Source organism: Streptomyces lateritius, assembly GCF_014649715.1.
Lineage (GTDB): Bacteria > Actinomycetota > Actinomycetes > Streptomycetales > Streptomycetaceae > Streptomyces > Streptomyces lateritius.
The window spans coordinates 326,118-351,193 of sequence record NZ_BMTO01000005.1; the positions used below are offsets into that span (position 1 = coordinate 326,118).

Below are 25,076 nucleotides of genomic sequence, written 5' to 3' on the forward strand. Positions count from 1 at the left end.
GTGACGAACGCGATCAAGTACGGCACACCACCGATCCGCCTCCGGCTCATCCGTAACCGGGCCGATCAGACCCTGACCTGCGAGATCTCCGACGCCGGCTCCACCGCCCCGCACCTGCGCCACGCCCGCGCCGGGGACGAGGGCGGTCGCGGTCTCTTCATCTCGGGAGAACTGTCCGAACGGTGGGGCGTGCGCTGGGCGGACCAGGGCAAGACGGTGTGGGCCGAGACCTCGCTCGACGACTGACGCGCGGCCCGCCCGCCGCCGGTCAGCGGCGGCCGCGCGGCCTGCCCACCGTCCCGGTCCTCCCGGCCGGTCCGACCGCTCCCGTACGGGAGTCGTCCCGCGCCCACAGGGAGCGCACGTGGCTGAGATGGCGGACCATGCAGGCCTCGGCGCCCATCGCGTCGCCGGCCAGCATGAGGTCGAGCAGCTCCAGGTGCTCCTCGGCGGAGGGCAGCAGCTCTCCGCGCTCGTCCAGCGCGGTCAGACCGTAGAGCCGGGAGCGCTTGCGCAGATCGCCGACGGTCTCGACCAGACGCTCGTTGCCGGAGAGGCCGAGCAGCGTGAGGTGGAAGCGCCGGTCGGACTCCAGGTAGCCGATGAGGTCGTGGGCTCGGGCCGCCGCCACGATCTCCTCGGCGATCGGCCGCAGCGCGCGCAGCTCCGCGCGGTCCGCCGTGAGCGTGACCCGGCCCACCGTCGGCACCTCGATGAGCAGCCGGATGTCCGTGTACTGGTCGAGATCGCGTTCGTCGACCTCGGTGACCCGGAAACCCTTGTTGCGCACCGGCTCGACCAGGCCCTCGCGGGCGAGGTCGAGCATGGCCTCGCGTACCGGGGTCGCGGAGATCCCGAAGTCCTCGGCCAGGCCGGGCGCCGAGTACACCTCGCCGGGCTTGAGTTCGCCGGAGATCAGTGCGGCCCGCAGGGCGTGGGCCACCTGGTCGCGCAGCCGCTCGCGGGTGGTGATGAGATGACTCTGCTTCAGGTGGCCCATGTGCCGTTCTCCGACTTCCGCTTGTCACGCCGCCCGGCTGCCGCGGGAAGGCGCCGCCGCACCAGCGTACAATTTCACGTTTTCACGGCGGGAGACAGTGCCGGGGACGTACGGCGGGACACGAGGTGGGCTTCGCGTCGCGATGGCCGGCGGGACCCGCGCCGGCCGTGCGGCGTCACAGCAGGAACCCGCCGGGGAACGGGTCGTCCGGGTCCAGGAAGTACTGCGCCGTACCGGTGATCCACGCCCGGCCCGTGATCGTCGGCACCACGGCCGGTACCCCGCCCACCTCGGTCTCGCCGACCAGTCGGCCGGTGAAGCGGGTGCCGATGAACGACTCGTTGACGAAGTCCTGGTGCAGCGGAAGCAGTCCCCGCGCGTGCAGTTGCGCCATCCTGGCCGACGTCCCGGTGCCGCACGGGGAGCGGTCGAACCAGCCGGGGTGGATGGCCATGGCGTGCCGTGAGTGGCGCGCGTCCGAGCCGGGCGCGGTGAGATGGACGTGTTTGACGCCGCCGATCTCCGGCCGGTCCGGGTGGACCGGCCGGTCGTCCGCGTTGATGGCCTCCATGATCGCGAGACCCGCCTTGAGCAGGTCGTCCTTGCGGTCCTGGTCGAACGGGAGCCCGAGCGCGTCCAGTTCGACAAAGGCGTAGAAGTTCCCGCCGAAGGCCAGGTCGTAGGGGACCGTGCCGTACCCCGGCACCTTCACCTCCCGGTCCAGGGCGGCGCAGAACGCGGGGACGTTGGTGAGGGTCACCGCCTTCGCGGCACCGTCCTCGACCCGTACCTCCACCCGCACCAGACCGGCGGGGGTGTCGAGGCGGACGGTGGTCACCGGCTCGGTCACCGGGACCATCCCGGTCTCCACCAGTACGGTCGCCACCCCGATCGTGCCGTGCCCGCACATCGGCAGCAGCCCGGACACCTCGATGAACAGGACGCCGACGTCCGCGTCCGGCCGGGTCGGGGGCTGCAGGATCGCGCCGCTCATGGAGGCGTGGCCGCGGGGCTCGTACATCAACAGCGTGCGGACGTGGTCCATGTGCTCGATCACGTGCAGACGGCGTTCGGCCATGGTGGCCCCCGGGATCACCCCCACGCCGCCGGTCACGACACGGGTGGGCATCCCCTCGGTGTGCGAGTCGACGGCGTGGAACACATGACGGGTGCGCACGGTGGGCTCCTCTCAGCGCCGGCCGTCGGCGACGGCCTTCTCGGTGGCCGCCCGGACCTCGGCCTCGACGGCACCGGTGAGCGGGAGGCGCGGCGGGCGGCAGGGGCCGCCGCGGCGGCCTGCGATGTCCATGGACAGCTTGATGGACTGGACGAACTCCGTCTTGGAGTCCCAGCGCAGGAGCGAATGCAGGCCGCGGTACAGGGGCAGGGCCCGGTCGAGATCGCCGGAGACCGCGGCCCGGTACAGCTCCGCGCACGAGGCCGGGAAGGCGTTCGGGTAGCCGGCGACCCAGCCGACCGCGCCCGCCACGGCCAGTTCGAGCAGCACGTCGTCGGCGCCGATCAACAGGTCCAGCTCCGGGGCGAGTTCGGCGATCTCGTACGCCCTGCGGACGTCACCGCTGAACTCCTTCACCGCCACGACGTGGCCGTCCGCGTGCAGTGCGGCGAGAAGGGCTGGGGTGAGATCCACCTTGGTGTCGTGCGGATTGTTGTACGCGACGACCGGTAGGCCGGCGGCGGCCACCTCGGCGTAGTGGGCGCGTACGGCGGAGGCGTCCGCGCGGTAGGCGTTCGGCGGGAGGAGGAGGACCGAGCCGCAGCCCGCCTCGGCGGCCTGGTCGGCCCAGCGGCGCGACTCGGTGCTCCCGTAGGCCGCGACTCCCGCCATGACCCGTGCGCCGTCCCCCGCCGCCTCCACGGCCGTACGGACGACCCGGGCGCGCTCCTCGGCGGTGAGCGTCTGGTATTCGCCGAGCGAGCCGTTGGGCACCACGCCGTCGCAGCCGTTGTCGATCAGCCACCGGACGTGCTCGGCATAGGCGTCGTGATCGACCGAGAGGTCGTGGTCCCGGAAGGGGAGGGCGGTGGCGACCATGATGCCGCGCCAGGGGCGGGCAGCGGTCCACTGGGCGGGGGGAGGAATGGAGGTCACGTCGAGCCCTTCGTGAGTGAGGTGTGACATGGCACTGATGGTTGGTCGGATATGCGGTACGCCGACGGAGTCAGTCCTCGCCGGGGTCCGGATCGAGCGCGGCCAGGGTGCTCAGCCGTACCGGAACGGCCGGTGACCGGCGCTCGGGGGAGGCGGGCAGCGGACGCTGTTCCGCGCCGCGCCCGCCGCGCGTCGCGAGGCAGGCGACGGCCGGCCCGCAGACTCGCCCCTGGCACCAGCCCATGCCCGCGCGGGTCAGCAGCTTCACGGTGCGGGCGTCGCCCGCACCCAGGTCCTCCACGGCTTCGCCGATCCGGCCCGCGGTGACCTCCTCGCAGCGGCAGACCTCCGTGTCGTCGTCGAGCCACGCCGGCCACCCGTCGCCCGGCCGGTGCGCGGCGGCCATCAGATCCGCGAAGGCCCGCAGCCGCGCCCGGGTGCGCAGCAGTGAGCGGGTCCGGGCGGAGGGACGCGCGACCGACACGCCGCGCAGCCGCGCCGCCACCGCCGTCCCCGCCAACTCGCCCTCGGTCATGGCGAGCAGGGCGCCACCGACCCCGGCCGTCTCGCCCGCCGACCACAGACCGGGAACCGAGGTCCGCTGGGCGGGGTCGACGACGAGCGCCACCGCGCCGTCCACCGTGCGGCGCGTTTCGCAGCCGAGCGCGGTGGCCAGGTCGATCCGGGGCACGAGGCCGTGTCCCACGGCCACCGCGTCGCAGGGGACCCGCCGCTCGGTACCGGGTACCGGCCGCCAGTCGCCGTCCAGGCGGGCGACCGTCACCGCCTCCACGCGCTCCGTGCCGTGCGCGCGGACCACCGCGTGGCGCGGATACGGCCGCGCCCCCCGGCCGAGGAGGCGCGTCACGAGCCCGGCCGCCTCCACCAGTTTCCCCGGACCGGTGGCGAGGACGTCCGGGCGCCGCGCGTAGCCGAGATATCCGGACGCCTCGACCAGGGCGGGCACCCGGGCCCCCGCCGTGACCATCGAGGACGCGACGGCGAGCAGCAGAGGTCCGCTGCCCGCGACGACGACCCGCCCGCCGGGCAGCACGAGCCCGGACTTCAGCATCGCCTGGGCGCCACCCGCCCCGATCACCCCGGGCAGGGTCCAGCCGGGGAAGGGGAGATGACGCTCGGCCGCACCGGTCGCCAGGAGGACCGCCCTGCCCCGTACCGCCACGGACCGCTCGTCGTCCCCGTCCGGGCCGGTGACCGCGTGCACCACCCACGACGCGCCGTCCGCGCCGGCCCCCGGCGTGGCGGCCCGCTCGCCCGCCACGGTCCACACGTGGTGCTGCGGCAGATGGACGCCGCCGCTCCCCTCCCATCGGCGGCGCAGGGCGTCGAAGGCCGCCCATCCGTGGTGGAGCGCCTCGGGTGCGGCGGCTCCCAGACCCGGGGCGGGGTGGCGGTAGAACTGGCCGCCGAGCTGGGCGTCGCCGTCGAGCAGCGCCACCGAGAGACCACGTTCGGCCGCTGCCACGGCGCCCGCGAGGCCCGCCGGACCGGCTCCGACGACCACGAGGTCGTACGACTCCGTCCTGCCGGCGGGGGCGCCGGGGTCATTGGGGGTCGAGAGCGGCACGGCCGTGTCCCTCCTGCGTGGTGACGACGTCTCCGGGAGCGGCCGGGACGAGACAGGCCCGCCGGTTGGGGCGGCCGTTGACCGTGATCAGGCAGTCGAAGCACTGGCCGATCCCGCAGAACGCCCCGCGCGGACGCCCGCCCCCACGTGTGGTGCGCCAGGAGGTGATGCCCGCCGCCCACAGCGCGGCGGCGAGCGACTGCCCCGGGAGCGCGGTGAGGGCCCGTCCGTCGAAGGTGAACTCGACCGGCGGTCCCGGCCGCGCGTCGACGAGGGAGAGCGGTGCGGGAGGGCGGGGATCGGTGGACCTGCCCAGGCGACGCGGCATGTTCTCTCCCGGCTGGAGGCGGACGGTGTACGGGATGTTCCTGGTCACGCCGTCTCTCCGAGGAGCTCTGGCGAGAACCGCTCCGGCCGGAAGGGACGGATGTCGAGGCCGGGCGCGGTCCCGGTCAGGAACCGGGAGACCAACAGCCCGGTGGCCGGGGCCAGTCCGATCCCGGCCCCTTCGTGGCCGCAGGCGTGGAGGAGCCCGGGAACGCGGGGATCGGGTCCGATCGCGGGCAGATGGTCCGGCAGGTACGGGCGGAAGCCGGCGTAGGCGCGCATCACCCGCACGCCGGCGAGCACCGGGAAGAGCCGCGCGGCCCCCAGCGCGAGCCGGCGCAGCGCCTCGGTCGAGGGCGTCCGGTCGAAGCCCACCCGCTCCCGGGTGGCGCCGATCAGCACCGGGCCCGCCGGCGTGCCCTCGACCACGGCGGAGGTCTGCAGCGCGGCCGAGTCGCTGGCCACGTCGGCGACGTAGTCCGCCGCGTACACCTTGTGGCGCACCAGGCGCGGCAGCGGCTCGGTGACCAGGACGAAGCCGCGGCGGGGGAGGACCGGCAGCTCCGTGCCCGCGAGCCGGGCGAACGCGCCGCCCCAGGTTCCGGCGGCGTTCACGACCCTGGGCGCGTGCAGGCGGGAGCCGTTGGCCGTGCGGACACCGCGCACGGCCCCGTCAGGGCCGGTGAGCAGCGCGGTGACCTCCTCGCCGAGGCGGAGGCGGGCGCCGGCGGCGCGCAACAGGTGCGAGGCGGCGAGCGCCGGCTGCACCTGGGCGTCCTGCGGGTAGTGGAAGGCGCCGGCGAGACCCTCGGCGAGACGCGGCTCCAGATCGTGAAGCCGGTCGCCGGGGATCTCGACGGTCACGACGCCCGCGTCGCCCTGGGCCTTCGCGAACCGGCGCAGGGCGTCGAGGCGTGTCTCGTCCGAGGCGACCACCAGGCCGCCCTTGGGCTCGAACTCGGCCTCCGCCCGCAGTGCGGGGGCGAGTTCGAGCCACAGGCGGTGTGACAGCAGGGCGAGGTCGAGTTCCGGTCCCGGCTCCTTGTCGGAGACCAGGAGGTTGCCCTCGCCCGCCCCGGTCGTCCCGCCCGCGACGGGACCGCGGTCGAGGACGGTGACGGAGAGGCCCGCGCGTGACGCGTAGTAGGCGCAGGCGGCGCCGATCATTCCGGCGCCGACGACGATGACGTCGGACGCCGCTGTGGGGTGTCTCGTGGGCACGGCGGTAATATTTCACATGACACTGTGCTTGCCAAGAGGCCCAACATGCCTGGCCGCAAGCGGACTTCAATGGTCCAGTTCACCCCGTGAGTCCCTCGTGGTCAGCCGTCCAGCAGGGCGCCCATCCACGACTCGATCGCCTCCGGAGTGCGCGGGAGCGCCCCGGACATCAGCCGGGCCCCTTCCTCCGTGATCACGAGGTCGTCCTCGATCCGCACGCCGATCCCGCGCAGTTCGGCGGGCAGGGTCTCGTCGTCCGGCTGGAAGTACAGCCCCGGCTCGACCGTGAGGACATGGCCCTCCGCAAGGGCCCCGTCCACATAGGCGTCGGACCGCGCCTGGGCGCAGTCGTGCACGTCGAGGCCGAGCATGTGCCCGCTGCCGCAGAGGGTGTAGCGCCGGTGCAGGTCGCCTTCAAGACTCTTGAGGACGCCCCAGTCGGCGAGCCCCTCGGCGATGACCTTCATGCCCGCCCGGTGGAAGTCCCGGAAGGAGGCGCCGGGGCGCAGGGCCGCGATCCCGGCCTCCTGCGCGGCCAGGACCAGCTCGTACACCTGGCGCTGTACCGGCGAGAAGCGGCCGGAGAGCGGCAGGGTGCGGGTGATGTCGGCGGTGTAGAGGGTGTCCGTCTCCACGCCCGCGTCCAGGAGCAGCAGGTCGTCCCGGTCGAGCCGCCCGTCGTTGCGCGTCCAGTGCAGGACACAGGCGTGCGCCCCGGACGCCGCGATGGTCTCGTACCCGGTCCCGTTGCCCTCGGCCCGGGCCCGCAGATCGAAGACGCCTTCGATCCACCGCTCGCCCCGCGGGTGGGTGAGGGCGCGGGGAAGGGCCCGTACCACGTCCTCGAAACCGGTCGTGGTGTGATCCACCGCCGCCTGGAGCTGCGAGACCTCCCAGACGTCCTTGACCAGCCGCAACTCGCTCAGTGCCGAGGCGAGTTCTGCGTCGTGTGCCGCGTCGCGCCCGGGCGGGAGCCGCCTGAGGTCGTCGAGGTGGACACAGCGGATGCCGGTCAGCCGCTCGGCCTCGGCGAGGTCGGGGCGGCGACCCACCCAGAACTCGCCGTATCGGCGGTCGCGGTAGAACTCCTCACCGCCGTCGCGCGCCGAGCGCGGCCGCAGGAAGAGCACGGCCTCGTGTCCCCGCGTCCCGTCCGGCTCCAGGACCAGGACGTGACCGGCCTGCTCCTCGCCGGTCAGACCGGTGAGCCAGGCATACGCGCTGTGCGGGCGGAAGCGGTGGTCGCAGTCGTTGGAGCGGACGCGCGGTTCACCGGCCGGGACAATCAGCCGCTCACCGGGGAAGCGGGCGGACAGCCGGGCCCGCCGGGCGGGGGTGAGGCCGGACCCGGGGACCCGGGCGTCGTGCGGAAGCGGCGAGGGCGCCCAGCCGCTCGCCATGAACGCGGCGAGCTCCGGGGAGACCGGCAGGTCATGGCTGCTGGTGCGGGGACGTACGGACACCTCGGTCATGAGGACTCCGGAAGGGGAGAAGGGGCGTGGGGTGAGTGCGCGGGCGAAGCCGCAGAGGCCGAACGGCCGGCCCGTGTAAGGAAACTGATGGCGCACGAGGCTTCTCAGTGCAATTTCACATTGCTATGTTACACGGCATGCCTCGAGCAGGGGCAGCTCAACGCCCTTGCGGCCAGAGGCTGTTCACACCCCGGTTTCCTTCGACCGGAACCGTCCCGCCTCTCACCAACCCCCCATACCAGGAGACTTCGTGTCCCAGCACAGAGCCGTGCGCACGACCCTTCTCGCCGTGGCGCTCGCCGCCACCCTCACGGCGCCCCTCGTTTCCACGGCCCAGGCCGCCACCCCCGGTACCGTGCCGGCCACCTTCGCCTCCCCGAAGACAGGCGCGACCGCCCCCACGCCGCTCGTCGCGAATCCGCGCGACGAGGTCGAGCGCCTCGCCGAGGCGCCGGCCGTGCGGACCGGCCCCGCCACCGCACCCCGCGGCGTCATCGCGGGCCGCGTCCCCGGCCCCCAGAGCGCCGCCGTCACCGGCGACCGGGCGCGGTCCGCGGCCGCCGCCACCACCCTGGCCGGCGTCGACTGCACCCTCGACGGCATCACGAAACTGTCCCCCACCCAGCTCGCCGACTTCCTCGCCGACCCCGCCGTCCAGGCCGACGGATGCCTGCGCGGACTCATCTGGACCTGGGACGCCCGCCTCGCCCCCGTGATGTCGGACGCCCACGTTCAGGCCGTCGCCCAGCGGATCACCCACCTCGCGGCCGGCCACGACGGCAGGAACTCCACCCATCTCCTGGAGATGTTCACCTACCTCCACGCGGTCGCCTACCACGACTTCGGCCGCTCCGAGATAGACATCACCGACGCCCCCACCGTCGCGGCGATACGGGCGGCCACCAGCGCCTACGCCACCGCCTCACGCACCTTCGACGTCACCCCGCAGAACGCCCAGACCCTCCGCGAGGCCCTGTACACCGGCAGCGCGCCCGGCCTGCGGCAGCACCAGCTCGGCCTGATCGTCAAGGTCCTCGCCCGGATGGGCGCCGACCACCCGGCGACCGCCGGTGATCCCGGCTGGGCCGGCGCGGCCCTGGCCGCCCTCTCCGTGAACTACCTCGGCGTCTACCCCGGCAACCAGGACCGGGCCTTCCACGCGGCCGTAGCCCAGGACCCCGCCTACCGCGCCGCCTTCAAGGTCTTCTCCGGCCACACGCATCTCAAGAACACCGCCAACGCCTGGGTCGTCCGCGACGCCCTCGCCGAATACGGCCGATTCGGCCAGATCGACGGTCTGCGCTCAGGCGTCGTCGCCGACCTCGGCGCGCTGCTCGCCCCCGTGGAGCGGGACTTCGGCACGGGAAGCGCCCCGTGGGCCTCCCTCGTCAACTGGCTCAACCACTACGACGCCTGCGCCGCCTACGGGGTCTGCAAGGCCGACATCGAGGCGCGGATCTTCCCCCACACGTACACCTACGACAACGGGGCGATCAAGGTCCGCACCGGACTCGACCGGGCCACCGTCGACCAGCTCTACTACGCGAGCAAGCAGGTCAAGGCACAGTTCCACCGGGTCCTCGGCACCGAGCAGCCACTCGCCGGAGACCCCAACACCGTCCTCACCGTCGTCCTCTACGCCTCCCGGAAGGACTACGAGACCTACCACCCCATCCTGACCGGCATGGGCACCGAGAACGGCGGCATCTACATCGAGCGCGGGGCCACCTTCTACACGTACCAGCGGCGCGTCCCGCAGGACTCCAGCCTCACCCTCGAAGAACTCTTCCGCCACGAGTACGTCCACTACCTCAACGGCCGCTACGCCGTCCCCGGCTTCTTCGGCGAGGGCCCCTGGTACGAGAACGACCGCACCACCGCCATGGACGAGGGCACCGCGGAGTTCTTCGACGGCGCCACCCGGGACAACGGGATCGCCGTACGCAAGTCACTGGTGCAGAGCGTCATCCGGGACACCGCGTCGGGCGGCCCCCGCATGACCGTCGACCAGATCCTGCACGCCACCTACGACGGGGACGGCTTCCGCTTCTACGCGTACGCCGGAACCTTCTTCGAGTACCTCTGGACCGAACGCCCGGCCCTGCTGCGCGCCATGTACGGCTACCTCCGGGCGGGTGACGTCCGCGGCTACGACACCTGGCGCGACATGATCGGCAAGGACCCTGGCACCCAGCGCGCCTACGACGCCTTCCTCGACCGGCAGATCGCCCAGGTGGACGACCTCTTCGTGCCCGCCACCACCCACCAGCCGACCGCGACCCTGCGGCACGCCACCCCGGCGCAGATACGCGCCGCTTTCGCCGGCGCCACGAGCAACACCCCCACCTGCACCGGCAGCGGCGGCACCGATCTGCCGCGCTTCGTCTGCACCGGCAGGATCACCGCCGGCCTCGCCGACGCCACCGACCCCGACCAGGTCTTCAAGGACATGTCCGAGACCGTCGACTACTTCGTCCTCGACCGCAGCCTGACCGGCGGTAACAACTTCAACGACATGAACTGCTCCTTCGGCACGGTACAGATCTGGTCCGGAGGCCGTGCCGGAACGTCCACGTTCAGCTGCGAGGGCCCGCTGCGCCGCTGAGCGGCCGGCCCCCCGTTCGCGCGGGCCCGGACAACGCAAACGCCGGCCTCCCCCTCGATCGGGGAGGCCGGCCGTACGCGAGCGAGACGAGACGTCTGGCGGTCAGATGCCGCTGCCGGTCATACCGCCCTGCTGCTCGCTCTGGTCCCGCAGCTTGCGTGCCTTCTCCTGCAGGCGCTGACGCTCCTGCGGATCAGAGGCACGCTCGGCCTCCTCCTGCAGCTGCTTCGCCTTGTCGCGCATCTGCTGGGCCCGGCCGCGCATTTCATCGGACATGCTCATGGTCACTCCTTGTCATTGGGGGAGGGTGGGACCTCCTTCAGAGAACCAGTACGGCCGCGGCTTCGCATCTCGAACCGTCACGCTCTGTGGTCGATGGGGGGCAGGCGTCGCGGGCAAGGAGGGACCTCACGGACACGGCCTAGTCCGGGGGCTCCGTGACCGGCTCCGACGGGCCGCCGGGCCCGGGATCCGACTCCGGCTCCGGAGTGGGGGTGGTGCGCGGATCGCGCGGTACGGGATCGGGCGTGGTCGGGACGGGGCCGGGGCCCTCAGGCTCCGGCTCGGTGGGTGTGGACTCGTCGGTCATGCGTCTCCCCTCCGTTCTGTGTCGTGGGCCGGACGGCCTCCGCCGGCCACCGCTGCGTGCGGATCTTCTTCTCGCTCCTCCAGGGGGCGTGTGGCCGGCCCCTGCAGGACGCTGCCGTCGGCCGCGAAACGTGAGCCGTGGCAGGGGCACTCCCAGGTGTTCTCGGCGTCGTTGAAGCCGAGTTCACACCCCATGTGCGTGCACCGTGGCGGGTGCCGGGCGAGCACGTGCCGTGCCACCTGGGCCTGCGACCTGACCACGTCGGGGATGTCCCGCAGCGGCAGATGACGACGCGGATCGAAGAGTTCGGTCCAGTCGGGCCGCGGCGCGCCGTTCACGTGCGCGGCGAGCAGACGGCCGGCCATCACTCCGTTGCTCATGCCCCAGCCCCCGAAACCCGTGGCCACGAAGACGTGTTGGGTGTCGGGGTGCTCATGGCCGACGTACGGAAGACGGTCGGCGGACATCACGTCCTGCGCCGCCCACCGGAAGACGGTCCCCGCCTCCCCGAACCCGGGAAACCACCGGGCGGCCCACGCGGTGAGCCGTTGGAGCCGCTCTCGAGCGTGGCCCGCTCCCGGCTCGAAGGCCTCGCCGGTGACGATCAGCAGCCGGTGGCCGTCGTCGTAGGGGGCGGTGCGCACCGAGCGGGTGCGGTCCTCCGGCGTGAGGTACATGCCCTCGGGCGCGGCAGCGGTGGCCACCGGAGCGGCGACCACCAGTTCCCGGCGCACGCTCAGCCGGGTCAGGAGCGAGGCGTGGGTCGTGAGCGGGAAGTTCGTGGCGATGACGACGTCCTCGGCCCGTACCGTCGCGCCGCCCCCGGTTCGCAGCCGGCAGTGCGCGTGTTCGCGCAGCGAGGTGACGCGGGTGTGCTCATGGATCCTGCCGCCTCGCGCGACGAGATCATCGGCGAGAGCGAGGAGGAACTTACGCGGATGGAACAGCAGTTGCTCCTCCACGCGCACGGCGGCGGCGACGGGGAAGGGCAGGTCCGTCCGTGTCACGAGGGCGGCGTCGAGCCCCGCCTCCCGGGCGGCCGCGTACTCGGCGTGGACCTCCTCCGCCCGTCGTTCGTCCACGACGTACGTGAAGGCCGGGGCTCGCTCCAGTTCCGCGTCGACGCCGGTCTCGCCGCACAGTGCGACCACCCGCTCCAGCGCCTCCTGCTGGGCGCGGGCGTACCGGGCGGCCGCGAAGGGTCCCTGAGTCTCACGGAGGTCGGCGTAGAGCAGGCCGTGCAGCGAGGTGAGCTTGCCCGTGGTGTGCCCGCTCACCCCGCGGGCGATGAGGTCGGCTTCGAGCACCACGACCTCGCGCCCGGCCCGGACCAGCTCGTCCGCGGCGCACAGACCCGCGATGCCCCCGCCGATCACGACGACGTCGGCGGTGAGGTCGCCGTCGAGAGGGGCGTGGTCGGGGGAGGGGGTGCCCCGCATCCAGTACGAACCGTCACTGATCGCGGCGCGGACCGTGTCCGTCGGCATGGCGCGCTCCTTCCGGCGGGCTGCTGCCTCGCGCATGCCCGTGCGACCCGGGACTATGCGCGTCGGCCCACGCCCTTGCCCCTCACGCGATCGATTGAGCCGACCGGGGTGTGAGGGCCCGCAACGCCGGCAGCCGACGGGTCACCCGCGAGGCCACCGAGGCGAAGACCACGCCGACCAGCAAGGCGGCGGGGAGGGCGAGCAGAGGGTACGCCTCCAGGCGGGGGAAGACCTGCCAGTGCGTGACGTAGATGTAGAGGGAGCTGCCCGCCAGCACGCCCGCGAGGCGGTTGACGGAACCGAGGCTCGGCAGCTTCCGCACCCAGATCAGCAGCACGAGCCCGCCCACGACGACCGCCTCACGTGCGGGCTGCCCGAACAGGCCGGGGACGGTGAGCAGCAGGACGGCCGTGACCGCGAGCCGTTGCGCCGTGCCGCCGGCCCGGGCGGCCGCCCAGCCCAGAGCGAAGAGCCAGAAGAGGGTGGCGGCGAGCGGGACATGGCCGCGCGCGTCGAGACCGAACAGGTCGTAACGGCCGACGAGTCCGGCACCGGCCAGGGCCAACGGGAAGGCGAAGGGGAAGCGGCGTTCGGCGCGGTCGGTCCCCGGCAACGCCAGGAGCGCCGTGACCAGCAGCAGGATGTAGACGAGGGCCTCCAGGAACCAGAAACCGTCGTTCGGGCCGAGCAGGCTGGTCAGCAGGAAGACCGTGAGCACGCCGTAGTCGTCGGTGAGCAGCATCATCAGCGCCAGCCACGCCGAGCAGGGCAGGACGATGCGCAGGAGGCTCCGGCCGATGCCCCGCAGCCGGTCCGCGCGGGGCGCCGGAGTGAGGTGGAAGCGGGCGAAGTTGTACCCGGCCACACCGAGCAGCACGTGGGCGCCGCCCTTGACGGTGAAGAGCTGGATGTGCGACCCCACGATCAGGACGATGGCGACGGCGCGCAGCGCGATCCCGGTCTCCACGGCCCTGGTCCGCGCACGGACGCGGGAGAGACGGCCGGCCGGACGGGGGCCGGCCGTACCGCCCGGGCCGCCGTCGCCGCCCCTGCCGCTGCCGCCGCGTGAGGACGCGGCGGTGCCCAGCTCACGGATCGGCAGGAGGTGCCAGTCGTCCGGCAGCGAGCCGAGGCACTCCTCCAGGTTGAGGGACATCTCGACGTAGCTGAGCGAGTCCCCGCCGAGGCCGACGAAACTGCTGTCCAGGGTCACGTCGTCCCGGTCGAGAACCGTCGCGTAGAGACGCAGCAGGTCGTCGTCGGACGAACCGCCCGCGAGGGGAGCGGGCACCGTCGCCTGCGCGCCCGGTTCCGGGTGCGGTTCCGGTTCCCGCAGGGACTCACGTACCGTCTCCCGTACCGCTCCGTAGTCGATCTTGCCGGTGGCGAGCCGCGGCAGCGCGGGCAGCACCGCGACGCGTACGGCGCGCGCCGGCAGTCCGCACAGACCGGTGACCCGCCGCCGTACCGCACTCGCGTCGCGGGCCTCGGAGGTCCCGGGGGCCCCTTCGACGGCGACGAGGAGTTCGTCGTCCGCGCCCGCACAGGCGGCCGTGACCCCCTCCGCGCTCAGCACGGACTCGACCTGCTGCGGGTCGATGCGCAGGCCGAGGATCTTCGCGAAGCTGCTCGCGCGTCCGATCACCTCGTACAGTCCGTCGGCGGCGCGTCGGGCGACGTCCCCCGTGCGCAGCTCGCTCACGGTGCGGCCCAGGGCGAGGTCCCGGGGGCTCTCCGCGTAACCGAGCATCACGTTCGGGCCGGAGTAGACGAGTTCGCCGGTGTCCCCGCCGGGCCAGTCGGGCAGCGGCCGGAGCCGGAAGGTGCCGCCGGGTATGGGGACGCCCACCGCCTCGGGCCGGCTCTCGGCGAGGGCCGGCGGGAGGTAGGCCATTCGCGCGGTCGCCTCGGTCTGCCCGTACATGACGGTCAGGTCCCAGCCCCGGGCTCGGCCGAGCGCCGCGTAGTGCGCGACCCGGTCGGGAGCGAGCCGCCCACCCGCCTGGGTGATGTACCGCAGGTGGGGCAGATCCATCGAGGCGAAGCCGACGCGGTCGAGCAGGTCGAAGGTGTACGGGACGCCGGCGAACGTGGTCGCGCGGGCGGCCCGGAAGCGGTCCCAGAAGCAGGAGTCGGACACGGAGAGGCCGGTGAGGAGCAGGCCGGCGCCCCGCAGCAGGTGGCTGTGGACGACGGAGAGGCCGTAGCAGTAGTGCAGCGGCAGGGTGGTCGCGGCGACGTCCGTGGCGCGGATGTCGAGGTAGTCGGCGATCGACGCGGCGTTGGACTGCAGGTTGTCGTGCGAGAGACGGACCAGCTTGGGTGAGCCGGTGGATCCGGAGGTGCTCAGGAGCAGCGCCAGATCGGGGTGGAGGTCGTGCGCGGAGGTGGCGCGGCGCTCGTCGAGCACCCAGCCGGAACCCGTGTCCCCTTCGGCCTCGTCGCCGTCGGCCGGTCGGGCGACGACGTCCGGGTCGTACGCCTCCACGAGCGCCCGCGCCGCCTCGGGGTGGTCCCCGGGCACGAGGAGCAGCGGATGGCCGGAGGAGAGCGCGGCCAGATGGACGACGAGGGCGTCGAGCGTGTTGGCGGCCACGAGGAGGACCAGGCGGCGGGCGGGCCCGAGCCGCGCGGCGACGGCCCCGACGCGGGCGGCGAGCTCGCGGTACGACACCGCCGCGTCGGCCGTGAGGACCGCGGTGCGGTCGCCGTGGGACGCGAGGTCTGCGGCGAACGGGACGGCCCGGGTGCCGGGGAGGAGGAGCGGTGGTGCTGTCACGGACGCATCGTAGGAAAGCCTTACCTCATTGCCCAGTCACAGAAGCATCACAGGTGATCCACAGGCTGCGCAAACGTGTCATCGCGCCTCAGGCGTCTCACGGCCCGGTCTCGATGTCGTCTCACCTGCGGGACATCGCCCCCGATCTACTTGACCTTTAGGTTAGCTTTACCTTATTCCTAAGGCGTTCCGTAGATTTTCGGCCGCGGACGGCAGGCCTTCGCGGCCCTGTGCGTGGCACCGGTAGGAAGGCCCCCTGATGCGACGCCCCCTGATTCGACGTCTCACCGCGTTCGCCGCGGCGGCGCTGCTCGTGCCCACGCTCGCGAGCTGCGGCAGTGACGAGGACGACGCCGGGCTCGTCATCTACTCGGGGCGCAACGAGAACCTCGTCAAGCCGCTCCTCGACGAGCTGGAGGAGGCCGTCGGCACCACCGTCGCCGTCCGCTACGGAGACAGCGCGGAGCTCTCCGCGCAGATCCTCGAAGAGGGCGACAGGACGAAGGCGGGCCTCTTCTTCTCGCAGGACGCCGGAGCGCTCGGCGCTCTCTCCAAGCAGGGCCGGCTGCAGAAGCTCCCCCCGGCCACCCTCAACCAGGTGGAGCCCGCCTTCCGTGGCTCGAACGGTGACTGGGTCGGTACCTCGGGCCGTGTGCGGGTGCTCGCGTACGACCCGAAGCAGGTCACGAAGGTGCCCGACAGCGTGCACGAGCTGGTGAAGCCGGAGTGGAAGGGCCGGATCGGCTTCGTCCCGACCAACGCCTCCTTCCAGTCGTTCGTCACCGGCATGCGCGTCCTGGAGGGCGACGAGGCCACCCGCACCTGGCTCAAGGGCCTCAAGGCCAACGAGCCGAAGGCCTACGAGAACAACCTCAAGGTCATGGACGCCGTCGGGTCCGGCGAGGTCGCCCTCGGCCTGGTGAACCACTACTACTGGTACGAGCAGGTCGCCGAGAAGGGCGAGGACAAGGTCGGCGCGAAGATCCACTTCCTGCCGGGCGGCGACCCGGGCGCGCTCGTCAACACCGCCGGCGTAGGCATCGTCAAGGGCAGCGACCAGGCCGACGTAGCCCAGAAGGCCGTGGACTTCCTGCTCTCCAAGAAGGCGCAGACGTACTTCGCCGACGAGACGAAGGAGTACCCGCTCGCCGCAGGCGTCACCACCACGACGAAGGGCCTGCCGCCCCTGAAGTCCCTGGACGCGCCCAAGATCGACCTCGGCAAGCTGGAGTCCCTTCAGGAGACGCTGAAGATGCTCCAGGACGTCGGACTGGTCTGAGGGGAATGAGACCCGAGCCCTCGAAGGAGCGCGACGGCCGCCGCCCGGCCGGCCTCGCGGCGACGGACCCCGGGACGGCCGCCGCCGAGGCGGCCGTCCCCGGACCGCCCCTCGGCCCGCCCGGTGCACGGACGCGGGGCGCACGGACGCAGGCGGGACGGGGCGTCCGGCGCCCGCCCGCGGTACTCGTCGTCCCGGCCTGCCTCGCCGCGCTCCTCGCGCTCCTGCCCCTCGGCTATCTGGCGGTCCGCGCCCTCGAGCGAGGCCCCGGCTTCGCCTGGGACGTCGTCGTCGGCGACCGCAGCGCCCAGCTGCTCGGCCGCAGCCTCGGGCTCGCCGCACTCGTCGTCGCCGTCTGCCTCGTCCTCGGCGTCTCCCTGGCCTGGCTGACCGTCCGCACGGCGCTCCCCGGCGCCCGCGCCTGGTCCGTCCTCGCGACCCTGCCGCTCGCCGTGCCCAGCTACGTGGCGGCGTTCACCTGGCTGTCCGCGTTCCCTGGACTCGCCGGCTTCTGGGGCGCCGCGCTCGCCCTGACCCTGGTGAGCTTCCCGTACGTCTATCTCCCCGTCACCGCCGCCCTGCGCGGCATCGATCCGGCGCAGGAGGAGGTGGCGCGCTCGCTCGGCCTCGGCCCGGTGCGGACCTTCGTACGGGTGATCCTGCCGCAGCTGCGGCACGCCGCCGCGGGCGGCGCGGTCCTGGTCGCGCTGTACGTGTTCTCCGACTTCGGCGCCGTTTCCCTGATGCGGTACGACACCTTCACCCGCGGCATCTACACCTCGTACCGCGCCAGCTTCGACCGCACCCCGGCCGCCGCGCTCAGCGTCGTCCTCGTCGTCATGACCGTGGCCCTCGTCTGGGCGGAGGGCCGCACGCGCGGTCGCGCCGGACAGGCGAGGACCGGGGCGGGCACGGCACGGCCCGCCGTGCCCCTGCCGCTCGGCCGTGGAACAGCACCGGCCCTGATCTGGTGCGCGGCGGTCGTCACCGTCGCCGTCGCCGCCCCGCTGGGCACCCTCGGCTACTGGCTGGCCGTCGGTTCGTCAGCCACCTGGGACCCGGCCGCCCTCGCCGACATCGCCGCCACCACGCTCGGCGTCGCCGCCGCGGGCGCCGCGCTGACCACCCTGCTCGCCCTGCCCGTCGGGGTGATCGCCGCCCGCCACCAGGGCCGGCTCGCCCGGCTCCTGGAACAGTCCGCGTACGCGGGTCACGCTCTGCCCGGCATCACCGTCGCGCTCTCCCTCGTCTTCTTCGCGGTCCGCTACGCCGAGCCCGTCTACCAGGAGCTGCCCCTGCTGGTCTGCGCGTACGCGGTGCTCTTCCTGCCCGTCGCGGTGGCGGCGACCCGGGCCGCCGTCCTCCAGGCGCCGCCCGTCCTGGAGGACGTGGCGCGCTCGCTCGGCCGCTCCCCGCTGCGGGTCCTGCGCGAAGTGACGGTCCCGCTGGCCGCGCCGGGCGTGGCGGCCGGCGCCGCGCTCACCTTCGTGGTGTGTATGAAGGAGCTGCCGGCGACGCTGCTGCTGCGCCCCACCGGCATGGACACCCTCGCCACCCGGCTGTGGACCGAGACCGGTTCCGGTTCGTTCGCCGCGGCCGCGCCCTACGCCGCCACGCTGATCCTGCTCGCCGCCGTCCCCTCGTACCTCCTCGGGAGACACCGCACATGACCGACCTGCAGATCTCCGGGGTGTCGAAGGCGTACGGCTCCACGACCGGCGCCCCCCGCGTCCTGGACGGGCTCGACCTGAGCGTGCCGGGCGGCTCGTTCGCCGCGCTGCTCGGCCCCTCCGGTTGCGGCAAGACGACACTCCTGCGGATCGTCGCCGGGTTCCTGCGCCCGGACGCGGGCACGGTCACGGTCGGCGGGCGCACCCTGGCCGGCCCTGGCACGCACGTGCCGCCCGAGCGCCGGCGCGTCGGCATCGTCCCCCAGGAGGGCGCGCTCTTCCCGCACCTCAGCGTCGCCCGGAACGTGGCCTTCGGGCTCTTTGGACAAGGACACGGAGAGGGACGCGGACAGGACCGGGCAGGCCGCCGCGACCGTACGGAGCGGATGCTGGAGCTCGTCGGGCTCGGCGGCTACGGCGACCGGATGCCGCACGAACTCTCCGGCGGCCAGCAGCAGCGGGTCGCTCTCGCCAGGGCCCTCGCGCCGGGGCCCCAGCTGGTGCTGCTCGACGAGCCGTTCAACGCCCTCGACAGCGCCCTGCGCGCGGGCGTGCGCGCGGACGTCCGCGCGGCGCTGAAGGCCACCGGAGCCACCGCCCTGCTGGTCACCCACGACCAGCAGGAGGCACTCTCGACCGCCGACCTCGTCGCGGTCGTCCGCGACGGCCGGGTGGCCCAGTGCGCCACCCCGCAGGAGCTCTACCGACACCCCGCCGACCCCTGGGTCGCCGGTTTCGTCGGTGACGCGGTCCTCCTGCCCGGCACGGTCGCCGACGGCGCCGCCGACACCGCCCTCGGCCGCCTCCCGCTGGCCGGCGAACACGCCCCGGCCCGGGGGACGGTGCTCCTCCGCCCCGAACAACTGCGACTCGTGGCGCCGGAATCGGCACCCGCGCACGGCACCGTGACAGAGGTCAGCTTCCACGGTCACGACGCCATGGTCACCGTCGCCGTCGACGGCGTGGCCACCCCGGTCGACGTCCGCGTCGCCGGCACCGTCACGGTGCGACCCGGCGACCGTACCGGCGTGGCCGTCACGGGCGCGGCGACGCTGCATCCCTGAACACCACTACTTCGACCCGCGGGGCCCGGGCCGGGACGGCTCGTACACGGCCCGGTGCGCGCCGAGCGCCGGAGCACCGCCCGCCGGTCACGCCCTCGCCGCCGCCTCTGCTGTCGCCGCCGCGTAGTCGGCGAGGGTGCGGTGCGCCGTCCACCCCTGGGCCTGCGCCCTGGACACGTCGAGGACGACGGTGTGGGCGAGCTGGTCGACGGCGTACCGGGTCAGCGGCGGCTCGGCGTACGGCCGTAGGCGGGACAGGGCCTCCGTCGCCACGGCGGCGGTCCGCGCCACGGACAGGGGGAGGTGGCCGAGCCGCGCCCGCACCCCATGGGCCCGCAGAACCGTCCGTACCGCCTCGTCACGCTGGTACGGCACCGGGTCGGCGATGTTGTACGCCCCTGGCGGCCAGCCCCCGGCCGCCAGGCAGGCGTCCGCCAGGTTCTCCACGGCGGTCAGGCTCAGCCGGACGTCACGGCCCGGCAGCAGCAACACGCCCCCGCGGACCCGCGCCAGCAGCCGGGGCACCAGGTGCGGATCGCCGGGCCCGTAGACCGCGCGGGGGCGGATCACCACCGCCCCGGCCGCGAGCGCGAGCGCCTCGCCCGCCGCCTTCGTACGGCCGTAGGCGTTCAACTGCCCGCGCACCGGATGCTCCTCGGTGATCCGGGCGCGGCCGGGGCCGGGGGCGTACACACTCGCGCTGCTCACCCAGACGACCGGGCGGCCCGCGGCCGCCTTCAGCAACCGTGCGGTGCCGTCGACGTTCACGGCCCGCATCGTGGCCTCGGCCGGTGACCCGGGGACCGGATCGCCGACGGCCGCCGCGCAGTGCACGACGAGGTCGGCGCCCGCCAGCTCCGGCACGGCGCTCCCGGCGTCCCAGGGGATGTGCCGGCCCACCGGCCCGGGCCGGCGCCCCACGCACAGCACCTGCGCGCCGCGCGCCGCGGCGAGCGCGGCGACATGGGAGCCGCAGAAGCCACTGGCGCCGGTCACGGCGATGGTCCTCATGCACCTCTCCGTCCGTATCCGGATCCGTCATCGGCGCCCGTCCGGTCGGCGGCCGCGCGGAGTGTCAGGCTGCGCCAGCCCGGCAGCGCCGCCCGCCGGTCCACGCGGGCCCGGACCACGACCGGGCGGTACGGGGCGAGTGCGGCGAGCACGTCGTCCAGTTGCGCGCGCGCCAGCGCCGCGCCGGGGCAGGCGTGCGGACCCGCTCCGAAGACGAGGTGGGCGACCGAGGGCGGCGCCGGACGCCGGGCGTCCGGCGCATCGCGGTACGCCCCCACGGCGTGGCGTGCCACCAGCAACAACCGGTCACCCGCCCGCACCCGGCAGCCGCCGAGCCCGGAGTCGGCGGCGGCCACGCGTGGCAGCAGCGGCGAGGGCGCGGTGACCCGGAACAGTTCCGAGACGAGGGACGGCCGCAGGCGTTCGTCCTCGGCCTGCTCCCACCACCCGGCGTCCGCGCACCAGGCCGCGGCGCGCGGCAGCGCGGCGACCGTCGTGTTGACCGCGGCGACGACGAGCATGGCCCGCAGCCCCGCCTCCTCACCGCTCGCGCCGGTCTCCCCGCCTGCGAGCAGGGCCTCCAGCCGGGCCGTGGCCTCGGCAGCGTGCCGCGCGGAGCCGGGCGGGCGGGGGCCGGGCAGATGGTCCCGGACGGCGGCCGCCGCCGCATCGCCGGCCGCCCGTGCGACGGCGACCGGATCGGCCGTCGTGTCCAGCAACGCGCACACGGTCTCCCCCGCCAACTCCCGCGCAAGCGGTACGAGATCGACGGCACGGCCCTCGCCGAGCGGCGCGAGCCCCCGGGCGAGCACCGACCGCCAGACCGGACGCAGCCGCGTCACCCCGGCGGCGCCCAGGTCTCCCGCGACGGCCCGCCGGCTCTCACGGTGACCGGCTCCGTCCTGGTCGAACAGCATGCCGCCACCGCCCAGTTCGCGAGCCGCGCCCCCGGTGGTCCCGGCGGCGGTCCGGTCCAGGGGGATGCGGGTGAGCGCCCGGCGGTACGGCTCGGAGCCGCTCACCAGCACCGTGCGCCCGATGCGGACCACGGGCCGACGGCGCACCGCGGCGAGCAGCGCGAACAGCAGCGGATGCGACCGCGTGTACACGCGCCGGTCCCGGCGGCGTGCCGCACGGACGGCGGGCGTCATCGGACGCACGGGCAGCGGGCCGGGCACCGGCACAGGCGTCGGCTCCTCCGTCACTTCATCGGTCACGGGCTCCGCGGGGCGGGGAGAGAGGGCTCTCGCGGAGGCGGAGCCACAGCCGCCCACGGACGCCGAACCCGCCCCGGTTCCCGGCCTGGATCCCGGCCCGGTTCCCGCCGCGGGCGTCGTGGTTCCCGCCCCGGATCCCGCCCCGGGTCGTTCCGCGGGGCAGCCGGTGGTGGCGTCGGCGCCGGCAGGCGGCACCGCTGCCGGCGACGCTGTGCTCGAAGGCAAGCGCGGAGCCGTACTCGGATCAGAGGTCATCGGCCCCGGCCTCCCGCCCGCTCCGCCGTTAGCCGCACGGCCGCCAGGGCCGCCGTGGCCGCGCGATCCGGCTTCAGCGAGCGGCCCGAGAGCGGGATGTCGGCGAACAGCAGCGCGTCCGGCCGGGCGCCGCCCATGCGCTCCAGCGGTGCGGCGAGCGCTGCGCGCACCCGGGCGCGGTCCGCTCCCCGGCGCGGCTGGACGACGGCGACCAGCCGTTCGTCACCGTCCCCCGCGGGAACCCCCACCAGCAGCGCCAGTTCGACGCCGGCCACGTGCAGGGCGGGTTCGTACAGACCCGGGTAGATGTTCTCCGCCCGCCTGAGCACCATGTCCTTGCAGCGTCCCTCGAGCACGATCCGCCCGTTCTCCAGGCGCGCCCGGTCGCCGGTGTCGACCCAGGGATCGGCCGCCTCTCCGAGGTAGCGGTCCCGGACCGCCGGGCCCGACAGCAGCAGTTGGCCCGCCGGCCCGGTCTTGGCCTCGACGCCGGGCAGGGGCGCGCCGACCAGGTCGCCGTCCGAGGCGAAGGCGGCCTTGTCCGCCTGTTCGACGGCGGCGGCGGGGAACAGTTCGGTGAGCGCGTACACCCCCCACGCCTCGTCCGCTCCCGCCTCCTTGACCCGGGTGAGCAGGCCGGCGCTCGCCGGGGCGGAGCCGGTCCACACGCGCCCGGTGAACCGGGCGTTCTCGGCCAGCGCCGCACGGAGGTGAGGTGGTGTCAGATACGTGGCTTGAGGGGAAAGCCGGCGCATCTGCCTCGCCAGGACGCGGGGCGAGCGGGCGGGCAACGCGACCGGCGCGCCGCTCGCCAGGGAGGGGACGAGGACGAAGAACGTCCCGCCGAGGACCGGTCGTCCCGGCTCGGGCCGCACCAGATCCGTCACTGTGGCCATGCCGGCGGCGAGCGAGGACCGGGTGTGGACCACGGCACGCGGCAGCGAGGTGGTGCCCGAGGTGAAGACGATGACCGCGTCGCCGTCCTCGTCCACCGGACGCGGCAGCCCCAAGGCTCCGGACGCGAGCCCAGCCCCGCGGCCGCCCCCGGACAAGGACCTCGTCCTCGCCCCGGCCTCCAGCGCGGGCGCGGAACCGGGCAGCCTCCGCCCCACCGTGGCCACCGGGCCGCCCAGTTCCCCGAGGTCCGGCAGCGCGAGGCGGACCCGGCGAGCGAGCGGCCGGGCCCAGCCGGCGACCGCCTGTGCCGCGGCGTCGGCCAGGACGAGGTCCGGGCGCGCCAGCGCGAGCCGGGCGCGCAGCACATCGGGGCCCGCCCCGGGGTCGAGGACCGCGACCCGCACACCGAGCCGGTGCGCGGCCAGCATCACGGCCAGCGCCCGCGGCCCCGGCCGGACCGCGACCCCGACCGTGGCACCGCGCTCGACGCCGCGCGCGTGCAGGGCGACCGCGTACCGGTCGGCGAGATCCGCGAGTTCGCCGCAGGTCGCCCTGGTACGTACGGCGCCGGTGCGGGTGGTGCCGAGGACGGCGGGGCGGCCGGGGATCGACCGCAGGGTGTGGGCGAGAGCGTCGAGCATCAGCGCGGGTCCTCCCCGTGACGCCCCGGGCCCTTGTCGAGGTACCAGCGGGCGGTTCCGACGATTCCGTAGGCGCGCAGGCGCCGGGTCGAGTTCTCCACGACCATGTCCCGCGCGTGCGTGATGGCGGTGGTGTGGCGCCGCACCCGGTTCAGGAAGAGCCGGTCGGTGGGGGAGGGGCGGCGGGGCATCCCGCCGACCGCCTCGTACAGACGGGCCGTGATCGCCATGTTGTTGCCCGCGTGCATCCGGTACGGAGCGAGGTAACCGTGCCGACGCCGGTGCGCGGGGCGGATCCGCCCGAAGAACGCGGCGGTGGCGACGAGCGTACGGAACACGGCGCGGCCGAGCGGGCCGTGCTCGTCGCGGCGGGCGTCGATCCGCCCGCACACGAGGCCCGCCCCGCCGTGCAGCGCGGCGCGGGCCGCCGCCGTCCAGCCAGGGCGCGGCAGACAGTCGGCGTCGGTGCGGGCGAGCAGCGTGGCCCCGCGCCCGATCGCGTACCGGAAGCCGGTGTCGACTGCGCACCCCACCCCCTTGTCCCGCTCGTCGAGCACATGCACCGGGAACGGAGCGCGCTCCGCGAACGCGCGGGCGATTCCGGCGGTGTCGTCCTCCGACGCGTTGTCCACCACGACGAGGTGGAAGTCACGGTCCCGCTGCGCGGCGAGCGCCTCCAGGGTGTCGCCGATCCGCGCGGCCTCCTGGTGGGCCGGCACCACCACCCACAGCGCGCTCATGCCTTCTCCCAGACCATCGTCATGATGCTGACACCGCCGCCGAGGCCGACGAACAGCACCCGGTCGCCGGAGTCCAACGTGTCATGTATGCGGTCGAGTTGTACGCCCAGGCTGGCGCTGGCGACATTGCCGAGCTCGGGGACGGTGACGACCAGCCGGTCCTCGGGCACGCCGGTGATCTCCACGAACCGTTCCAGGTACGGCACGGTGACCTGGTGCACCAGGACGTACCGGAAGTCGGTCCAGTCGAGCCCCGTGCGGTGCCGCACCCGGTCGAGGACCGAGGTGCCTACCTTCTCGAACACCTCGCGCAACTCGCCGCCGTCGCCGTGGAAGTAGGTGTGCTCGTCGCCGCGGGGGTGACGCGAGCCGCCGCCGGATATCCCCCCGACGCTCCAGTGCTCGGAGTGCGTCTGGCTGTCCACGTCGAGGATCCCGCCGCGGTCCACCTCTGCAAGGACGACCGCCGCCCCCGCGTCCCCGAAGGTGTAGCCGGCGAAGCCGTCCCGGAACTGGGCCAGATCGGCGGGATCGTGCCGCACGGCCCGGCTCGGCGTCTCCCCGGTGACGACGAGGGCCCGCCGGGCGCGCCCCGCGAGGATCACGGAGCGGGCGAGATCCATGCCGTTGACGAAGCTGTTGCAGGCGTTCGTCACGTCCAGGGCGTGCGCCCTGGAACCCAGTTCGGCCTGGACGATGTGCGCGGTGGCCGGTTCGACCATGTCGCGCGACGCGGAGGCGAACACGAGAAGGTCGATGTCCAGCGGGTCGGCGCCGGCCCGTGCCAGCGCGCCGCGCGCGGCGCCCACCGCCAGGGTGGAGGCGTACTGGTCCGGCCGGGCGATCCGGCGGGTGAGGATGCCGGTGGCCCGCTCGAACACTCCGGCCGGCAGCGCGAACCCGCCGGCCTCGGACACCCGCTGACGCAGCCGCTCCGAGCCCATGACCCGCTCCGGCAGGCAGGCGCCCACCCCGGTGATCCCGACGCGCACGGAGCCGTCGACGACGGCGTTCTGACTCTTCATGGCTGGGAGACTACGGTCGGACAGGGCTCAGGGCCTGAGCGCCGGTACTCAGCCGCACTGAGCGAAAGCCCCCGTGCGCGCCTGCTCGCCGGCCGG

21 protein-coding genes are annotated in these 25,076 nt (G+C 74.0%); 5 read left to right on the forward strand and 16 right to left on the reverse strand.

Annotation, left to right across the window (positions count from 1 at the left end; all coding sequences use genetic code 11):
• Positions 1 to 246 (forward strand): ATP-binding protein, encoded by a 246-nt coding sequence (locus IE136_RS12545; protein WP_158984194.1) that lies wholly within the window; start codon positions 1 to 3, stop codon positions 244 to 246.
• Positions 247 to 268: 22 nt separating this feature from the next.
• Here the strand turns inward: IE136_RS12545 and IE136_RS12550 are convergent, their stop codons facing one another.
• The 7 genes from IE136_RS12550 to IE136_RS12580 form a co-directional block, all read right to left on the reverse strand.
• Positions 269 to 1,000 carry a GntR family transcriptional regulator gene (locus IE136_RS12550; protein ID WP_158984192.1) on the reverse strand — a complete coding sequence of 244 codons (732 nt, stop codon included), beginning with the start codon at positions 998 to 1,000 and terminating at the stop codon, positions 269 to 271.
• A gap of 175 nt (positions 1,001 to 1,175) precedes the next feature.
• A complete protein-coding gene (locus IE136_RS12555) occupies positions 1,176 to 2,177 on the reverse strand; it encodes a proline racemase family protein (protein WP_189600350.1) in 1,002 nt (333 codons plus the stop codon).
• Between the two features lie 12 nt (positions 2,178 to 2,189).
• Entirely contained in the window at positions 2,190 to 3,143 is a 954-nt protein-coding gene (locus tag IE136_RS12560; RefSeq protein WP_158984188.1) for a dihydrodipicolinate synthase family protein, read from the reverse strand.
• 40 nt (positions 3,144 to 3,183) lie between these two features.
• Positions 3,184 to 4,701 carry an FAD/NAD(P)-dependent oxidoreductase gene (locus IE136_RS12565; RefSeq protein ID WP_189600351.1) on the reverse strand — a complete coding sequence of 506 codons (1,518 nt, stop codon included), beginning with the start codon at positions 4,699 to 4,701 and terminating at the stop codon, positions 3,184 to 3,186.
• Positions 4,679 to 5,029, reverse strand: a complete 351-nt coding sequence (locus IE136_RS12570) for a (2Fe-2S)-binding protein (protein ID WP_189600419.1) — start codon at positions 5,027 to 5,029, stop codon at positions 4,679 to 4,681. Before IE136_RS12570 ends, IE136_RS12565 begins: the two co-directional genes overlap by 23 nt.
• 44 nt (positions 5,030 to 5,073) lie before the next feature.
• Positions 5,074 to 6,249 (reverse strand): NAD(P)/FAD-dependent oxidoreductase, encoded by a 1,176-nt coding sequence (locus IE136_RS12575; protein WP_158984184.1) that lies wholly within the window; start codon positions 6,247 to 6,249, stop codon positions 5,074 to 5,076.
• A 101-nt stretch (positions 6,250 to 6,350) separates the two neighbouring features.
• Complete coding sequence (locus tag IE136_RS12580) at positions 6,351 to 7,721, reverse strand: aminopeptidase P family protein (protein WP_158984182.1); 1,371 nt, start codon at positions 7,719 to 7,721, stop codon at positions 6,351 to 6,353.
• Positions 7,722 to 7,971: 250 nt separating this feature from the next.
• On the opposite strand from IE136_RS12580, the gene IE136_RS12585 reads away from it, so the two are divergent.
• Positions 7,972 to 10,326, forward strand: a complete 2,355-nt coding sequence (locus tag IE136_RS12585; protein WP_189600352.1) for a collagenase — start codon at positions 7,972 to 7,974, stop codon at positions 10,324 to 10,326.
• A 102-nt stretch (positions 10,327 to 10,428) separates the two neighbouring features.
• Here the strand turns inward: IE136_RS12585 and IE136_RS12590 are convergent, their stop codons facing one another.
• The 4 genes from IE136_RS12590 to IE136_RS12605 all read right to left on the reverse strand — a co-directional run bounded on the left by IE136_RS12590 (position 10,429) and on the right by IE136_RS12605 (position 15,181).
• Positions 10,429 to 10,608 (reverse strand): DUF6381 family protein, encoded by a 180-nt coding sequence (locus IE136_RS12590; protein ID WP_158984178.1) that lies wholly within the window; start codon positions 10,606 to 10,608, stop codon positions 10,429 to 10,431.
• A gap of 139 nt (positions 10,609 to 10,747) precedes the next feature.
• Entirely contained in the window at positions 10,748 to 10,915 is a 168-nt protein-coding gene (locus IE136_RS12595; protein ID WP_189600353.1) for a hypothetical protein, read from the reverse strand.
• Entirely contained in the window at positions 10,912 to 12,402 is a 1,491-nt protein-coding gene (locus IE136_RS12600) for an FAD-dependent oxidoreductase (protein WP_189600354.1), read from the reverse strand. The genes IE136_RS12595 and IE136_RS12600 overlap by 4 nt, the downstream gene beginning before the upstream one ends.
• Positions 12,403 to 12,484: 82 nt before the next feature.
• Positions 12,485 to 15,181 carry an AMP-binding protein gene (locus tag IE136_RS12605; protein ID WP_189600355.1) on the reverse strand — a complete coding sequence of 899 codons (2,697 nt, stop codon included), beginning with the start codon at positions 15,179 to 15,181 and terminating at the stop codon, positions 12,485 to 12,487.
• A 259-nt stretch (positions 15,182 to 15,440) separates the two neighbouring features.
• Here IE136_RS12605 and IE136_RS12610 point away from each other — a divergent pair, with 259 nt between their 5' ends.
• The 3 genes from IE136_RS12610 to IE136_RS12620 are packed head-to-tail and all read left to right on the forward strand — an operon-like array spanning position 15,441 to position 19,194.
• Positions 15,441 to 16,460: an iron ABC transporter substrate-binding protein gene (locus IE136_RS12610; protein ID WP_189600356.1), complete on the forward strand. Its 1,020-nt coding sequence runs from the start codon at positions 15,441 to 15,443 to the stop codon at positions 16,458 to 16,460.
• A 5-nt stretch (positions 16,461 to 16,465) separates the two neighbouring features.
• A complete protein-coding gene (locus IE136_RS12615) occupies positions 16,466 to 18,130 on the forward strand; it encodes an ABC transporter permease (protein ID WP_158984170.1) in 1,665 nt (554 codons plus the stop codon).
• Positions 18,127 to 19,194 carry an ABC transporter ATP-binding protein gene (locus IE136_RS12620; RefSeq protein WP_189600357.1) on the forward strand — a complete coding sequence of 356 codons (1,068 nt, stop codon included), beginning with the start codon at positions 18,127 to 18,129 and terminating at the stop codon, positions 19,192 to 19,194. Before IE136_RS12615 ends, IE136_RS12620 begins: the two co-directional genes overlap by 4 nt.
• An 87-nt stretch (positions 19,195 to 19,281) precedes the next feature.
• On the opposite strand, the gene IE136_RS12625 is transcribed toward IE136_RS12620, so the two are convergent.
• The 5 genes from IE136_RS12625 to IE136_RS12645 form a co-directional block, all read right to left on the reverse strand.
• Positions 19,282 to 20,205 (reverse strand): NAD-dependent epimerase/dehydratase family protein, encoded by a 924-nt coding sequence (locus IE136_RS12625; protein ID WP_189600358.1) that lies wholly within the window; start codon positions 20,203 to 20,205, stop codon positions 19,282 to 19,284.
• Positions 20,202 to 21,422, reverse strand: coding sequence for a cytochrome P450 (locus IE136_RS12630; protein WP_229818802.1), 1,221 nt, complete (start codon positions 21,420 to 21,422; stop codon positions 20,202 to 20,204). The genes IE136_RS12625 and IE136_RS12630 overlap by 4 nt, the downstream gene beginning before the upstream one ends.
• 251 nt (positions 21,423 to 21,673) lie before the next feature.
• Complete coding sequence (locus IE136_RS12635; RefSeq protein WP_189600359.1) at positions 21,674 to 23,215, reverse strand: class I adenylate-forming enzyme family protein; 1,542 nt, start codon at positions 23,213 to 23,215, stop codon at positions 21,674 to 21,676.
• Positions 23,215 to 23,955, reverse strand: a complete 741-nt coding sequence (locus tag IE136_RS12640) for a glycosyltransferase family A protein (RefSeq protein ID WP_158984161.1) — start codon at positions 23,953 to 23,955, stop codon at positions 23,215 to 23,217. Before IE136_RS12640 ends, IE136_RS12635 begins: the two co-directional genes overlap by 1 nt.
• Entirely contained in the window at positions 23,952 to 24,980 is a 1,029-nt protein-coding gene (locus IE136_RS12645; protein WP_158984159.1) for a 3-oxoacyl-ACP synthase III family protein, read from the reverse strand. The genes IE136_RS12640 and IE136_RS12645 overlap by 4 nt, the downstream gene beginning before the upstream one ends.
• Positions 24,981 to 25,076 lie beyond the last annotated feature (96 nt).

Excerpts from the sequence above, each read along its gene's own strand:
- IE136_RS12550 (WP_158984192.1), bottom strand. The coding sequence starts at position 1,000 with ATGGGCCACCTGAAGCAGAGTCATCTCATCACCACCCGCGAGCGGCTG.
- IE136_RS12560 (WP_158984188.1), bottom strand. The coding sequence starts at position 3,143 with ATGTCACACCTCACTCACGAAGGGCTCGACGTGACCTCCATTCCTCCC.
- IE136_RS12570 (WP_189600419.1), bottom strand. The coding sequence starts at position 5,029 with ATGCCGCGTCGCCTGGGCAGGTCCACCGATCCCCGCCCTCCCGCACCG.
- IE136_RS12580 (WP_158984182.1), bottom strand. The coding sequence starts at position 7,721 with ATGACCGAGGTGTCCGTACGTCCCCGCACCAGCAGCCATGACCTGCCG.
- IE136_RS12590 (WP_158984178.1), bottom strand. The coding sequence starts at position 10,608 with ATGAGCATGTCCGATGAAATGCGCGGCCGGGCCCAGCAGATGCGCGAC.
- IE136_RS12595 (WP_189600353.1), bottom strand. The coding sequence starts at position 10,915 with ATGACCGACGAGTCCACACCCACCGAGCCGGAGCCTGAGGGCCCCGGC.
- IE136_RS12600 (WP_189600354.1), bottom strand. The coding sequence starts at position 12,402 with ATGCCGACGGACACGGTCCGCGCCGCGATCAGTGACGGTTCGTACTGG.
- IE136_RS12610 (WP_189600356.1), top strand. The coding sequence starts at position 15,441 with ATGCGACGCCCCCTGATTCGACGTCTCACCGCGTTCGCCGCGGCGGCG.
- IE136_RS12615 (WP_158984170.1), top strand. The coding sequence starts at position 16,466 with ATGAGACCCGAGCCCTCGAAGGAGCGCGACGGCCGCCGCCCGGCCGGC.
- IE136_RS12620 (WP_189600357.1), top strand. The coding sequence starts at position 18,127 with ATGACCGACCTGCAGATCTCCGGGGTGTCGAAGGCGTACGGCTCCACG.
- IE136_RS12625 (WP_189600358.1), bottom strand. The coding sequence starts at position 20,205 with ATGAGGACCATCGCCGTGACCGGCGCCAGTGGCTTCTGCGGCTCCCAT.
- IE136_RS12635 (WP_189600359.1), bottom strand. The coding sequence starts at position 23,215 with ATGCTCGACGCTCTCGCCCACACCCTGCGGTCGATCCCCGGCCGCCCC.
- IE136_RS12640 (WP_158984161.1), bottom strand. The coding sequence starts at position 23,955 with ATGAGCGCGCTGTGGGTGGTGGTGCCGGCCCACCAGGAGGCCGCGCGG.
- IE136_RS12645 (WP_158984159.1), bottom strand. The coding sequence starts at position 24,980 with ATGAAGAGTCAGAACGCCGTCGTCGACGGCTCCGTGCGCGTCGGGATC.